The organism is Pseudobacillus sp. FSL P4-0506 (assembly GCF_038003025.1).
Taxonomy (GTDB): Bacteria; Bacillota; Bacilli; order Bacillales; family Domibacillaceae; genus Pseudobacillus.
In genome coordinates this window covers 4330833-4344715 of record NZ_JBBOOI010000001.1, presented here as the reverse complement: position 1 = coordinate 4344715, position 13883 = coordinate 4330833, and the positions used below count along the sequence as shown (strand labels likewise).

11 protein-coding genes and 1 riboswitch are annotated in these 13883 nt (G+C 41.6%); of the genes, 7 read left to right on the top strand and 4 right to left on the bottom strand.

The window, feature by feature from the left end; translation table 11 throughout:
- Nucleotides 1-200 precede the first annotated feature (200 nt).
- Nucleotides 201-1517: a hemolysin family protein gene (locus MKZ02_RS21850; RefSeq protein WP_120038118.1), complete on the top strand. Its 1317-nt coding sequence runs from the start codon at nucleotides 201-203 to the stop codon at nucleotides 1515-1517.
- Between the two features lie 43 nt (nucleotides 1518-1560).
- On the opposite strand, the gene MKZ02_RS21845 is transcribed toward MKZ02_RS21850, so the two are convergent.
- Both MKZ02_RS21845 and MKZ02_RS21840 read right to left on the bottom strand, forming a co-directional pair.
- The gene (locus MKZ02_RS21845) at nucleotides 1561-2010 is read right to left on the bottom strand and encodes a C40 family peptidase (RefSeq protein ID WP_120036295.1); all 450 of its coding nucleotides are present in this window, start codon (nucleotides 2008-2010) and stop codon (nucleotides 1561-1563) included.
- Between the two features lie 295 nt (nucleotides 2011-2305).
- The gene (locus MKZ02_RS21840; RefSeq protein WP_340856258.1) at nucleotides 2306-4507 is read right to left on the bottom strand and encodes a GDYXXLXY domain-containing protein; all 2202 of its coding nucleotides are present in this window, start codon (nucleotides 4505-4507) and stop codon (nucleotides 2306-2308) included.
- Nucleotides 4508-4691: 184 nt separating this feature from the next.
- Between MKZ02_RS21840 and MKZ02_RS21835 the strand changes: the two genes are divergently transcribed.
- Both MKZ02_RS21835 and metA read left to right on the top strand, forming a co-directional pair.
- The gene (locus MKZ02_RS21835) at nucleotides 4692-6854 is read left to right on the top strand and encodes a DNA topoisomerase III (protein WP_340856256.1); all 2163 of its coding nucleotides are present in this window, start codon (nucleotides 4692-4694) and stop codon (nucleotides 6852-6854) included.
- A gap of 141 nt (nucleotides 6855-6995) precedes the next feature.
- A complete protein-coding gene (gene metA / locus MKZ02_RS21830) occupies nucleotides 6996-7904 on the top strand; it encodes a homoserine O-acetyltransferase MetA (protein ID WP_340856255.1) in 909 nt (302 codons plus the stop codon).
- A gap of 100 nt (nucleotides 7905-8004) precedes the next feature.
- Here metA and MKZ02_RS21825 read toward each other — a convergent pair whose 3' ends face one another.
- Nucleotides 8005-8790, bottom strand: a complete 786-nt coding sequence (locus MKZ02_RS21825; RefSeq protein ID WP_120036298.1) for a carbon-nitrogen family hydrolase — start codon at nucleotides 8788-8790, stop codon at nucleotides 8005-8007.
- A gap of 96 nt (nucleotides 8791-8886) precedes the next feature.
- Between MKZ02_RS21825 and MKZ02_RS21820 the strand changes: the two genes are divergently transcribed.
- Together MKZ02_RS21820 and MKZ02_RS21815 are read left to right on the top strand one after the other, a co-directional pair.
- Nucleotides 8887-10083 (top strand): pyridoxal phosphate-dependent aminotransferase, encoded by a 1197-nt coding sequence (locus tag MKZ02_RS21820; RefSeq protein ID WP_340856253.1) that lies wholly within the window; start codon nucleotides 8887-8889, stop codon nucleotides 10081-10083.
- A gap of 105 nt (nucleotides 10084-10188) precedes the next feature.
- A riboswitch (SAM riboswitch) is annotated at nucleotides 10189-10299 on the top strand.
- 80 nt (nucleotides 10300-10379) lie between these two features.
- Nucleotides 10380-10922 (top strand): hypothetical protein, encoded by a 543-nt coding sequence (locus MKZ02_RS21815; protein ID WP_340856252.1) that lies wholly within the window; start codon nucleotides 10380-10382, stop codon nucleotides 10920-10922.
- On the opposite strand, the gene MKZ02_RS21810 is transcribed toward MKZ02_RS21815, so the two are convergent.
- Complete coding sequence (locus MKZ02_RS21810; protein WP_340856251.1) at nucleotides 10903-11715, bottom strand: aminoglycoside N(3)-acetyltransferase; 813 nt, start codon at nucleotides 11713-11715, stop codon at nucleotides 10903-10905. The genes MKZ02_RS21815 and MKZ02_RS21810 overlap by 20 nt on opposite strands.
- A 155-nt stretch (nucleotides 11716-11870) precedes the next feature.
- On the opposite strand from MKZ02_RS21810, the gene MKZ02_RS21805 reads away from it, so the two are divergent.
- Together MKZ02_RS21805 and pabA are read left to right on the top strand one after the other, a co-directional pair.
- On the top strand, nucleotides 11871-13298 hold the full coding sequence (locus MKZ02_RS21805; RefSeq protein ID WP_340856249.1) for an anthranilate synthase component I family protein: 1428 nt from the start codon (nucleotides 11871-11873) through the stop codon (nucleotides 13296-13298).
- Nucleotides 13295-13882, top strand: coding sequence for an aminodeoxychorismate/anthranilate synthase component II (gene pabA, locus MKZ02_RS21800; RefSeq protein ID WP_340856248.1), 588 nt, complete (start codon nucleotides 13295-13297; stop codon nucleotides 13880-13882). Before MKZ02_RS21805 ends, pabA begins: the two co-directional genes overlap by 4 nt.
- Nucleotide 13883: the final 1 nt, after the last annotated feature.

Below are 13883 nucleotides of genomic sequence, written 5' to 3'. Positions count from 1 at the left end.
TTACGCATAGGTTAGTGGAAATAGTAAAAGAATAAAGAAAATGGAAAAAGCTAATCCTCTGCAAACTTTCATCTTTTTGTTATGGATGATTTTTAATTGGGTAAAGGTAGTTATAAACTTGTACGGGAGGTGACAGAGGAAAGTAAAGAAGGGAATGAGACCTGCCCGCTGCCTGTCATTCTTCACTTTCCTTGCCGTCTTTGATTATTGTGAATTTCTTGCTTATTGCAGTACTAATTGGATTTTCCGGTTTTTTCGTGTCTTCTGAATTTGCTATTGTGAAGGTCAGAATGTCCCGAATCAATCAGCTGATTGCTGAAGGAAATAAAAAGGCAGCTGTTGCTAAAAAGGTTGTTACGAACATGGATGAATACTTATCAGCTTGTCAGCTTGGTATCACAATCACTTCACTTGGATTAGGGTGGCTTGGTGAGCCGACTGTCGAACGTCTGCTGCATCCGCTGTTTGAAAAAATTGACTTAGCTCCATCTGTAGCCGGAGTGCTATCGTTTGTTATTGCGTTTGCTTTTATTACTTTCCTCCATGTTGTTATAGGGGAATTAGCGCCAAAGACTTTAGCCATTCAAAAAGCAGAGTGGTTAACTTTAGCTTTTTCACCTGCACTCGTATTGTTTTATCGAGTAATGTATCCATTTATTTGGATATTGAACACTTCCGCTCGCTCTTTCACCGGCCTGTTTGGCTTGGAGCCAGCATCTGAACATGAAGTGGCCCATTCAGAGGAAGAGCTGCGCATTATTTTGTCGGAAAGCTATAAGAGTGGTGAAATTAATCAATCCGAATATAAATACGTCGATAATATTTTCGAATTTGATGAAAGAATCGCTAAAGAGATCATGGTGCCGCGCACGGAAATGGTAACATTAAATAAAGATTCAACGTGGGCTGAAATTACAGCCATATTAAAAAGTGAAAAATATACCCGCTATCCAGTAGATGATGGGGATAAAGACAACATTATTGGCATGGTGAATATTAAAGAGATTTTTTCTTATTTCTTAAACAAAGATAATTACGATGAACAGCCACTGGAGTGGTTTGTCAAGCCAGTCATTAGCGTAATTGAAACTATACCTATTCATGATTTATTGCTAAAGATGCAAAAAGAGAGGATCCATATGGCTGTTTTATTGGACGAGTATGGCGGTACGTCAGGCCTTGTAACAGTAGAAGATATTTTAGAAGAGATCGTTGGTGAAATTCGTGATGAGTTTGATTCCGACGAAAAACCAGAAATACAGAAGATTGCAAATGGCCAATTTATGTTAAGTGCGAGGGTGTTGATCACAGAAGTGAACGACCTTTTAGGCATTCATTTGTCAGAAGATGATGTCGATACCTTGGGCGGCTGGTTTTTGACACAGAAAATTGATGTAGCTCTTGGAGATACATTAGAGCAGGAAGGATATCAGTTTATTATCCGTGATGTGGACGGTCATCATATTCATATGATTGAAGCCAGAAAAGTAAAGAAAGAAAAACAAACGCAGCCATAAAAAACCGGCCTCCTTTTGTTAAGGGGGCCGGTTTTACAGTTGTTTAGTTAGCGATCCGTTTTGAACCTAAGTATCTTTTTTGATAATAGGAATTGCTTACTTTATCAATTCGCACGCCTTTGGAAGCAGAGTGGATAAATTCATTATTTCCCAAATAAATCCCAACGTGGGAAGCGCCTTTACTATATGTACTAAAGAAGATTAAATCACCAGGTTTCATTTCACTCTTCTTAACAGCTGTCCCTTTTTGGTACATTTGTGCAGCTGTTCTTGGTAATGAAACACCGACTTTTTTATGTGTATATTGAATAAATCCTGAGCAATCGAAGCCTTTTGGAGTAGTGCCGCCCCATTTATATGGCGTGCCAATATATCTTTTTGCTTCCGCAATGACAGAGTCTGCAGAATAAGCTGCGTCTGCTGAATGTACAGGCATTAACAAACTAACACTTAAAATCAATGAACTTACTATTGCAGTTAACCATTTTTTCATCTGATTCACCCTGTTACCCTTCCGCTTCTAAAATTAGATTTTTTGTTAGATTATGTTTATCTGAGGCTAATATATCAGAAAATTGTTATAAGTGCTGTTACATTTTATCGTATAATATTACAAATACATTACAAAAGACCGAGTGGTTACTCGGTCTTTTGGCTTTTTATGCGGTTTTCTACCTTCCTCAGCAATCATCTGTGTAGCTTGCTGTATCCTCCTGCTCCATCCTCTGATTTAACAGTGTAATAGAGGCAAAAGCAAACTTTTTTATTGCTGACAGTAGAGTGTGAGTCTATTTTTCATGCTTTACTAATGTTACTAAAAGGGCATCTCCATTTTTAGAAACGCGTACAAGTGCGATGTTTTTCTCTTCCCAGTCTCTTCCTGTATTTTCAGGAATAAAGAAATGCTCAATGCCGAGATTGAGGTTTCCATAATGGCTTTTCCCTTGAATCGTGACCATTTCCTCATTAACGATAACCGGCTGATCTGCTCGGGTAAAGCGAACGGGTTCATAGATAGCTACTTCTGTGCCATGATAAGAAATATTTTCCGCTGTTTTTCTTAGTTCAGCATGTAGCTTGCCTTTAGTAAACTTTCCATCTTGTTGTTCTTCTTGATAGGCTCTATGAATAGCATAGTTAAGCTGAACGTAATCTCCTTGCAGTAAAGAGCGAGGGTCAAGTGGTTCCAGCTCGAGAGCAACGAGTTCTCCGTTTTGTAACAATTGCTCTTTTTGCCATGAAGTCAATCCAATGAAAAGTAGCTGCATGATTAAAATGACAATGATGGGCTTCCAGCTCCAGTTCTGAACATCTCTTGCTTTTTCTGTATGCCTTCTGCCCCACCAATGGAAGATAAGGAAGAATAGAGCGCTCACAATGAAAAAGGCAAGTGACTTATGCAGCAGCTTCCAAACGAGTTCATAATATTTCCAAATGAAAAAAGCGGCAACTGCTGCCCAGGTGGCCCACTGATAGAGCCTGGATGTGCTTTTTGGATAAACAAGGTGAAAGTAAAAGTATCCGGCAAATACGAGATGAAGAAAGACCGATAAAATAACTGAATGGCCTTCAACTGCCGTCATTATAAAGAAATAAGAAAGAGATAACAGGTAAGCAAGCAGGCCGAGACGCCGAACGGGCTGTTTTAAAAATAAAAGAGCATTCAATAACCCCAATAAGAGAAAAGTTAGCTTTATTCCCTCTTCGGGAAGGTTAAAGCTGAAAAAGATAGCACTCATCAGAGCACTATTTGCTGCGACATAATAGAGCAACGACTCACGCAATGAAAAAAATAAAACAGTCATCAAAGAGAAAAGGACAGCTAATAGCCAGAAAAACCATGCTTCTCCATGTGTGTACGAAAAGAAAAATAAAAAAGCAATGCCGGTCACTTGCAGGGTAAGACGAACGACCACCCATTCTTTTTTAGAGATGAAAAGGCTGAAAACAACAGCGATGACTCCGATAAAGAGAAAGCTGTATTTCAAACCTATTCCAAAGCCAAATAGTAAAACAACAAAGGAACTAATAGATGAGATCGCAATGATAGTACCTAAAAAAGATAAAATACCGACAAAAAACTTGTAAGTGTAATAGCTCCATTTTTTCTCGGTCTCCTTAGCCATTTTTGAAAGCTTTTGTAGAATATATATGCTAAATCCAAAAACAGCTATTAGCAAAAGGAAGCCCGTATAAAAAATTGTTTCGCCAAACACCATAATGTAAATAAGAAAAGCGTTATAAATAATATAAAAGCCAAAAAAGAGCAGGTGAACAGCCATAATCACTGGGTGGCTTTTGCGCTCACTCATGAACTTGCGCCAAAACCATACCATAAGAACGAGATACACTACATGAAAGCAAAGATAAATAAAAGAAAAAGAAGCGAAATTAGAAAAAATAGCATAGAGAGAATGCTTGATTAGTAAAAAAACAGCACAATATTGCGCTCCTATTAAGGCGAGAAATCCAAGTTTTTCAAGCCGTGCTTTTTGCCATACATAAAACAGACCAAGGTGAAAGACCATCAACAGAAAATATAAGGCAGCCTCCTGCATATCTGAATAATCGATCCATAATCCGACAGGGTATATCTTTAGCCAAATTGTCAGCTCCAGCAGCAGGAAGGACAGCCAGAAAAAAGGCTGGTATTTTGTTGCAATAGCAAACAGGACGACAGGGATCAGCCAAATAAGAAACAACAAATAAGAATCTGCGTGGGAATTATACATCTGCCCGATGAGGGCTATGCTGGTACCAAATGCGATAGATGAGATCAATAGCCACCAATTGCTTAAATAAGCAAAAGTGGTGCTTTTTTTATAAATAAGTGAGGCCGCAAAACTGGCAGCAATCATCAGCATGCTCAGTCCGATTTTTACAGGGCGGTCCAGCAGAGGCCAGTTTGAGGCAAAAAAGTAAATAACTCCAGCGATCAAAAAAATTAGCCCAAGAATATAAGGGATGTCACCGCGCTTATGCAACAGCATAACGATCACTCCTTTCCAAGTAATAGATAAATATGCTGAAATGTAATATTTTTACCAAATATAAAGGAAAAGGAGAAAGAAGTCACGCGTTTTTATCGTCAGTAAAGGCTTAAGGAGAGGAGCACCGCTATTTGCAGAAACAAATGGTATAATAAAAGCAGTGTGAAAATGAAAGGATGTTACTATGAGCAAAACAGTCGTACTAGCTGAGAAGCCGTCTGTTGCCCGCGATATTGCCCGTGTCTTAAAGTGCGGAAAAAAAGGAAACGGCTTTTTGGAAGGAGATCAATACATCGTCACTTGGGCGCTTGGCCACCTGGTCACTCATGCGGACCCTGAGGCATACGGTGATCAATACAAAACATGGAATCTGGCTGACCTGCCATTAATGCCGGATCATCTAAAAACGGTTGTTATTAAGAAGACCGGCAAGCAGTTCCAAGCGGTAAAAACACAGTTGAACCGCAAGGATGTAAAAGGCATTGTGATCGCTACAGATGCAGGGCGAGAAGGGGAGCTTGTTGCTCGCTGGATTATTGATAAAGCCCATGTGAAAAAGCCGATTAAGCGTCTATGGATCTCTTCTGTAACGGATAAAGCAATCCGTGAAGGCTTTAAGAAATTAAAGGATGGCAAGGAGTATGAAAACTTGTATCGGTCTGCTGTAGCACGAGCAGAAGCAGATTGGCTTGTCGGAATTAATGCTACACGGGCATTGACGACAAAGTTTAATGCACAGCTTTCATGCGGACGCGTACAAACACCAACGCTCGCCATGATTGCCAAAAGAGAGGAAGAGATTAAACAATTTAAGCCGAAAAGTTATTATGGAATCACGGCGATTGCTAGCGACATGAAGCTAACATGGAAAGAAGCTAAGTCGAATGATACAAAGACTTTTTCCCAGGACAAGCGTGATGGAATTTTGAAAGCAATTCGTGGAGAAAAAGCGGTAATTACAGACGTGAAAAAAGCAGCAAAAAAGTCTTATGCGCCGGAATTATATGATTTGACGGAGCTGCAGCGTGATGCCCACAAGATTTTTGGCTTTTCAGCAAAAGAAACGTTATCTATCATGCAGAAGCTATATGAGCAGCATAAACTCGTAACGTATCCGCGTACTGACTCTCGCTATTTGTCAAGCGATATGGCTGATACGCTGAAAGAAAGAGTAGAAGCTGTGGAAATCAATCCTTATACAAAGTTTGCGGTCAAAGTAAAGAAATATGGAATTAAACCGAACAAGTCCTTTATTAATGATGCGAAGGTCAGTGATCACCACGCGATTGTTCCAACTGAACAAACGGCAATTCTTGGTGATTTAAGCGATAAGGAACGGAAAGTTTATGATCTAATTGTTAAACGTTTTTTAGCTGTTTTGCTGCCGCCATTTGAATACGAGCAGACTACAGTAGAAGCGAAAATTGGATCAGAAACGTTTACGGCTAAAGGAAAAGTGATTACTTCTCTTGGCTGGAAAGAGGTATATGGAAAAGAAGAGGATGATGAAACTTCGCTTCCTTCTGTCAAAAATGGAGCAGAACTTGAGGTAGCAGCGTTAACTGCTACGCAAGGAGAAACGAATCCACCTGCTCGTTTTAATGAGGGTACACTTCTATCCGCAATGGAAAATCCGGCAAAATACATGGAAGAAGAGAGTAAACAGCTGAAACAAACACTCAGTCAAACCGGAGGACTTGGAACAGTAGCGACAAGAGCAGATATTATTGAAAAGCTCTTTAATACGTTTCTGATCGAAAAGAAAGGTAAAGATATCTTTCTTACTTCTAAGGGCAAACAACTGTTGGAGCTCGTACCAAGCGAACTGCAGTCACCGGCTTTGACCGGCGAGTGGGAGCAAAAGCTCGAAGCCATTGCCAAGGGAAAGCTGAAGCCGCAAGTTTTTATGAAAGAAATTTGCCATTATACAAAGGCAGTAACCAATGAAATTAAACATAGCGACAAAAAGTTTAAGCATGACAATGTAACTGGCAGTCAGTGTCCGGATTGCGGCAAATTGTTGCTTGAAGTGAACGGAAAAAAAGGAAAAATGCTTGTCTGTCAGGATCGGGAATGCGGTTACCGTAAGAATGTGGCCAAATTAACGAATGCCCGCTGTCCGAACTGCCATAAAAAACTTGAGCTTCGCGGGGAAGGAAAAGGCCAAATTTTTGTCTGTAAATGCGGTTACAGAGAAAAACTGACGACTTTTCAGGAAAGACGGAAGAAGGAGTCAGGAAGCAAAGCAACGAAGCAAGATGTGAATAAATATTTGAAAAAGCAATCAAAGGATGAACCATTGAACACGGCTTTGGCTGATGCTTTAGCGAAGTTAAAGCTAAAATAAACAATCTGCCTGCAAAGAAGCGTTTCTTTGCAGGCTTTTTTTGTTTTCCTATAACCAAGCGAAAAAACAATCCTTGTGTTTTTTCAGCCAGGCTGTCTATAATAGTTTATTGAAAATTCAAAACTAAGAGGGGGTAGAAGAATGCCGATTAATATACCGCAGGAATTACCAGCACGGGAGGTTCTGGAGAAAGAGAATATTTTCGTGATGGATGTTGACCGGGCCCGCAGCCAGGATATCCGTCCTTTAAATATTTTAATTCTAAATTTGATGCCGGAAAAAGAAAAGACAGAAGCACAGCTTCTGCGGCTGCTCGGTAATACACCACTTCAAGTGAATGTATCTTTTTTGCATACGGCTACATATGAATCAAAGAATGTTAGCAGGTCTCATTTAGAGCAATTTTATACGACATTCGAGGAAGTACAGGACAGACGCATCGACGGTATGATTATTACTGGCGCGCCCATTGAACTGATGGACTTTGAGGAAGTCAACTATTGGGAAGAGTTGAAAGAAATCATGGATTGGGCTAAAACAAATGTTACGTCCATGCTGCACATTTGCTGGGGGGCCCAGGCTGCTCTTTATCATTATTTTGGCATCGGAAAGTTCGAATTACCTGAAAAGTGTTCTGGAGTTTTCAGCCATGTAGTGAATGAGCCGACTGTAAAATTAATGCGCGGCTTCGATGACATCTTTTATGCACCGCATTCTCGTTATACAGACGTGGAAAAGGAGCAAATTGAGGCGCACGAGGATTTGCAGCTTTTGGCTTATTCTGAAGAAGCAGGAGCATTTATCATTATGTCAAAAGATGAACGTCATGTCATGATTACAGGACATCTGGAATATGAGGCGAAAACCCTTGCTGAAGAATATGAGCGGGATTTAGCGAAGGGGCTCGAGATTCACATGCCAAAAAATTATTTCCCGGACAATAATCCGACAAAAAAGCCTGTTAATAAATGGCGTTCACATGCTCACTTATTATTCTCCAACTGGCTAAACTATTATGTATACCAAGAAACGCCGTATGAGTGGGATTGAAAGCGAAAGGAGAAAGTAAAGACAAGTGATGGCAGCCCTTGGGCAATTACTTATCGTTAATGAAAAAGACACCCGGGAAATTTCCCGGGTGTCTTTTTCATTAACGATAAAACTCTGGCCGGCGATCTTCAAAAACAGGAATCCGTTTTCTTATTTCTGACACTTTTGCAAGATCAATTTCTCCAATGAGCAGCTCTTCTCCCTCACCCGCTTCAGCAATAATCTCTCCCCATGGATCAATGATAAGGGAATGTCCGGCGAATTTGTTTTTAGGATCTTCACCGCTTCGGTTACAGCCAACAACATAGCTTTGGTTTTCAATTGCCCTGGCGATGAGCAATGTGCGCCAATGGTCTGTGCGGGCAAGAGGCCATTCTGCTGGGATAAACAACACATTTGCCCCTGCAAGTACGTGCTTTCTTAACCATTCTGGAAAGCGAATGTCGTAGCAAATGAATGCAGCCATTTTCTCATTTTCAAGTGTAAATAAGCCATCTTCTTTTCCTGCCTTCAAAAACTTTTCTTCTTCCATGAGGCGGAACAAATGCAGCTTGCTATATTGTTTCAATAATTCTCCCTGCTTGTTTATTACAAGTAACGTGTTTTCTACACCATCGTCTGTTTGGTTAGCTATCGAGCCGCCAATCAAGTGCATTTGATGTTTCTTAGCTTGCTCCGATAAAAAAGCAATGGATTCTTGCGCCTGTCTATCTGCAATTTCGTCAAGCCGTGTTAAATCATAACCTGTTGTCCAGAGTTCAGGCAGCACTGCTAATTGGCAGCCCTCATCGGCCGCTTTTTGCAGCCAATTTTCCACACGCCTGTAATTCTCTTGCGGGTTGCCAAAAGCAATATCCATTTGGATGACAGCAGTTTTCAATATCATTTCAGCCCCACTTCCCTTTCCGAAAATTCTTACTTTACTTTCTCTCCCTTTCGTTATACCATTATTAACTATAATTTGAAAGCGGGGGCTGCATACATGAAGACTTTTGAAACAGCTAATCGGCTTCAGGCTCTGCCGGAGCAATTCTTCGCTAAATTGGGCCAAAAGATCAAAGACGCCTCTACTGGCGGGCGCGAAATTATAAATTTAGCACAGGGAAGCCCAGATCAACCGGTGTTTAGCCATATAAAGACTGCGTTGAAAACAGCTGTGGACGATCCTGCCAACGATAAATATCCACCTTTTAAAGGGTTTGATCATGTAAAAGAGGCCTGTGCCGAGTTTTATCAGAAAGAGTATGGGGTAGAAATAGACCCTGCCAGGGAAGTAGCCCTTATTATCGGCGGCAAGGCAGGGCTTGTTGAGCTTCCACAATGTTTGTTAAACCCAGGTGATGTAGCGCTTGTACCCGATCCAGGCTACCCGGATTACTGGTCAGGCATTGCTCTTGCCGGCGCAGAAATGTATATGATGCCGCTAAGAGAAGAGAATGGTTTTCTTCCCCGGTATGAAGATGTTCCTGAAGAGATATTGAAAAAGACAAAGCTGCTGTTCATCAATTATCCCAATAATCCAACGGGGGCTATGGCGGACGCCGCTTTTTTTGAGGAGACTATTCAGTTTGCTAATCAGCATGGGATTTGTATCGTTCATGATTTCGCTTATGGAGCGATCGGTTTTGATGAGAAAAGGCCGGTTAGCTATCTTGAAATTGATGGGGCAAAAGAGATCGGCATCGAAATCTACACAATGTCAAAAACGTACAATATGGCAGGCTGGAGAGTTGGATTTGCTGTTGGCAACCCGAGCGTGATCGCCGCTATAGATTTAATTCAAGATCATTTACACTGCAGTTTGTACGGCGGCATTCAGGAGGCTGCGGCCGCGGCTTTACTCGGGCCGCAAGATGAGGTGCATAAACAACAAGCCATGTATGAAAAGCGCCGCGACTTACTCATTAATAGCTTGAATGAAATTGGTTGGGAAGTGACAGCACCGGAAGGGTCATTTTTTGCATGGTTAAAGGTGCCAGAAGGCTATACCTCTGAAGGATTCAGTGACCTTTTACTTGAAGAAGCAGGCGTCGCGTTTGCACCGGGAATTGGCTTCGGCGAACGCGGGGAAGGGTATGTCCGCGCTGGATTGGTAGCTTCAGAAGAAAAGATCAAAGAAGCCGTGCGTCGCATTTCGCAACTTTCTATTTTTAAAAATCAGGTTGACAATCGATTATAATCATGTAATAATTCGTATGAATTAATAAATTAATGCGTAAATTCAGAGTATAAATAGAATTTTACTTCAGCCAGCTTAAGGCTGATGAATTGAATAGAAACGAATATCTTATCAAGAGCAGGTGGAGGGACAAGCCCGATGAAGCCCGGCAACCGACCCGTATGTATACATGCAGGCACGGTGCTAATTCTTGCAGCGCAAGCTGACAGATAAGAGAGTGGAATAGCTACCAAACCTCTTCTTATCTGAAGAGGTTTTTTATTTTGTTTTTATTGTTAAAAAGGGAGGAATGGAAAATGACAGTGACAGACCAGAAAGGACTTGCAAAAGATCGCATTTTAGAATGGACTATATCAGCAGAAAGTTTTTTAGAAACAGCTAGCGTTCAACAGAACGAAAGTATTTTATGGATAGGATCAGCTTCAACTCCTTCACTAACAAGATGGGTGAGTGAAAGAGCTCAGATTACTGTAATTTCTCCTTCCCTTTTTACTTCTAAAAAAAGTCAATTCGATGTAGCAGCAGCTCAGCTTGGCATCCATTTTTTGGATGAGGGAGAAGAATGGCTGAGAAAAAGTTTTCATTTACTGAAGCCGGGAGGCCGCCTTATCATCGATTTAGCCGAAGCCATTACACTGGAGAACATAGAGGGAAAAAATTATATTAAAAGCCTCCCCGATTATTGGGATCTTTTAAGAGAAATTGGATTTGAAGCAATATTTGTTCAACAGATAACAGTCCGTTCCCTTGCAGAAGCAATGGAACAGGGATGGATAGAGCTGACAGAAAGAGCGATGTTCCCGGCTGTTGTGAATCGCTTTATTGCTTTGAAAGGTTAGTAAGATAACGAGCCGTAAAGTCGATGAGTGGTCGGATTTCGATAAGCTTGCAAGCGGCTTGAGCAACTGTGCCATTTGTCATTGTGTGTTCCTTCTCGAAGGCTCGGCCAATTTCATTAAATTGTTCAGAGTTTTCTTCAAGCTCCATATAAGTTTTCCAAATGCGCTCACCATTTTCTAGTATGGCTGAGCCTTGCTCAAAAGCTTTACGGCCGTCATCTGCCCGAAATTCACCAAGGTGCATAGCTGTACACGTGCTGTAATCCGTACCGATAAATAAAACGGATGCATCAAGATCATATAACCTTGCAAGCGGCGATTGCTCTCCAAATGCAAAGTCAATCGAGTGGTTATCGATAATGAAGGAAGCATATTTTCCCCAGGCTGTAAATGAGCTGGAAGGATGGAGGCTCCGTTTTACACCGGGAAACGTACGGAATAATTCCGCGATACGCCCCATACCAACAGTAGGAGTGATATCTGGTAAATAGGCAGGCATAAAATACCGGATACCTGGCCACCACTCTTCGGGTACAGGCGGATTTTGCCAATATTTTGGATCGGTATTATGAGTAGTCTGCGAAGGCATAACAATTGTCCCGCTATTCGAAACAGCGGCCATTAATGCTTGAATGACGGTAACTTCTCCACCAGCTATCCATCCGAGTGAGCGCAGGGAAGAGTGTACCATAACAGTCGAACCAGGTTTTATTCCAAGAGAATGAAGGTCTTTTTGCAATGTCTCTGTAGTAATGAATGATTCTGTTTGTTGAACTAAACGATTACCTGTCATCAGCTTCCTCCGTTATTTTCATCTATTTTCTTCTATTATAAAAGATAGAGATGACCATGCATAGGAGCTGCAACAAAAATACTATTTCCATGCTTTTTTCTTTCCGCTTTGTCTAGTATGATGAAAAAGACTAAGAAGGAAAAGGGTGAAAACCAGTGAATGAACGACGAGTGTTTTCTCGAACGATTCCCTATAATAGCGAAAAGTTTTTTCATCAATATAAATGGCTAGCTGGGGTGGAATCCCATCATGTTCTTCTCGAAAGCGGAAGGGGCGGGCGTTATAGCGTAGCCGGGTTGTCGCCGCTTGCGGTTGTTTTTTCAAATGAGGAGGGCATTGAAATTCAGACTGCCGGTCAAACAGAAAAAAGAAAAGGAGTCCCGCTTCCAGAGCTTGAAAGTTGGTTAAAAACATATCAGCTGCCTAAGCAAGAAGGCCTGCCTGATTTCCAGGGGGGGGCAATCGGTTACATCAGTTATGATTATGTTCGTTACATTGAGAAATTACCGAATTGCGCTGAAGAAGATCTGGGATTGCCGCTTCTTTATTTTCAGATCTTTGAGGAGTGGGCTATATTTGACCATCAGGCAAAAACACTCTGGTTGCTCGTTATAGATGAGGAGGCAGCAGAAGCAGAAAGGAAATTGAATGAAGCAGAAAGAAAATGGACTGCTTCTTTTAATGAAGAAGAAAAACCTTTAGAAGTAGCCGTAGCCACGGGCGAATTGGAAGTCTCTTTTTCGGAGGAAGCTTTCCAGGCGGCAGTGGAAAAAACCAAACAATACATCGCTGCTGGAGATGTATTCCAAGTGAATTTATCTGTTCGACAGTCTAAACCTCTTTCCATCCCGGCCATGGCTGTGTATGAAGAGTTGAGGAAGTTGAATCCGTCTCCTTACATGGCATATATTCATACTCCTGATTTTCAAATTGTATCGGGCTCTCCAGAATTATTGATCAAAAAAGATGGAACAAATTTAAGCACGAGACCAATTGCCGGCACTCGGTCGCGAGGAAAAGATGAGGACGACGATTTGCGGCTTGCTTTGGAATTAATTGAGAATGAAAAAGAACGCGCCGAACACATCATGCTCGTTGATTTAGAGCGAAATGATTTGGGCCGAGTGAGTGCGTACGGTTCGGTTGAAGTGGATGAATTCATGGTCATTGAGAAGTATTCGCATGTCCAGCATATTGTTTCTAATGTACGTGGAAGGCTTGCTGAGGGAAAAACAAATGCAGAGGTTGTTCATGCTGTTTTTCCGGGTGGGACCATTACCGGCGCCCCCAAAGTCAGAACGATGGAAATTATTGAGGAGCTAGAGCCAGTTAGGCGCGGCCTGTATACAGGATCAATCGGCTGGATTGGTTTTAATGAGGATATGGAATTAAACATCGTGATTCGAACAATGATCGTTCAAGGCCGGATGTGCCACATTCAGGCGGGTGCTGGGATTGTGATCGATTCTGACCCGAAAAGCGAGTATAAAGAATCCTTGAAAAAAGCCAAAGCCGTTTGGACTGCGAAAGAGATGGCTGAAAAGAGAGTGTCACCTGTTCAAGCAGGAGGAGAATGCAGATGATTTTAATGATTGATAACTATGATTCTTTCACTTATAATCTCGTGCAATATTTAGGGGAGCTTGGTGAAGAATTAGTTGTAAAGAGAAACGACGAAATTACTATAGAAGAAATCGGAAAGTTGAATCCCGATTTTTTAATGATATCACCAGGTCCTTGTACACCAAACGAAGCAGGAGTCAGCTTAGAAGCCATTCGTGCATTTGCCGGTAAAATCCCTATCTTTGGCGTGTGCTTGGGGCAACAGTCCATCGCCCAAGTATTTGGGGGAGAAGTGGTTCAGGCGGATCGGCTCATGCACGGGAAGACGTCGCCTATGGTCCACGACGGCCGAACGATTTTTGAAGGCTTGCCTAATCCCTTTCCAGCTACCCGTTATCATTCGTTAATTGTGCGTAGAGAGACATTGCCAAGTTGTTTTGAAATTTCTGCCTGGACAGAAGAAGGAGAGATTATGGCTATCCGTCATAGAGAGCTGCCCATCGAAGGGGTACAATTTCATCCGGAGTCCATTATGACTTATGGCGGGAAAGAAATGCTGCAGAGTTTCATTCGCTATTATCGAAAAGTAAGGATGAAGGTATAAG

Excerpts from the sequence above, each read along its gene's own strand:
- metA (WP_340856255.1), top strand. The coding sequence starts at position 6,996 with ATGCCGATTAATATACCGCAGGAATTACCAGCACGGGAGGTTCTGGAG.
- pabA (WP_340856248.1), top strand. The coding sequence starts at position 13,295 with ATGATTTTAATGATTGATAACTATGATTCTTTCACTTATAATCTCGTG.
- MKZ02_RS21835 (WP_340856256.1), top strand. The coding sequence starts at position 4,692 with ATGAGCAAAACAGTCGTACTAGCTGAGAAGCCGTCTGTTGCCCGCGAT.
- MKZ02_RS21840 (WP_340856258.1), bottom strand. The coding sequence starts at position 4,507 with ATGCTGTTGCATAAGCGCGGTGACATCCCTTATATTCTTGGGCTAATT.
- MKZ02_RS21810 (WP_340856251.1), bottom strand. The coding sequence starts at position 11,715 with ATGACAGGTAATCGTTTAGTTCAACAAACAGAATCATTCATTACTACA.
- MKZ02_RS21825 (WP_120036298.1), bottom strand. The coding sequence starts at position 8,790 with ATGATATTGAAAACTGCTGTCATCCAAATGGATATTGCTTTTGGCAAC.
- MKZ02_RS21820 (WP_340856253.1), top strand. The coding sequence starts at position 8,887 with ATGAAGACTTTTGAAACAGCTAATCGGCTTCAGGCTCTGCCGGAGCAA.
- MKZ02_RS21815 (WP_340856252.1), top strand. The coding sequence starts at position 10,380 with ATGACAGTGACAGACCAGAAAGGACTTGCAAAAGATCGCATTTTAGAA.
- MKZ02_RS21845 (WP_120036295.1), bottom strand. The coding sequence starts at position 2,010 with ATGAAAAAATGGTTAACTGCAATAGTAAGTTCATTGATTTTAAGTGTT.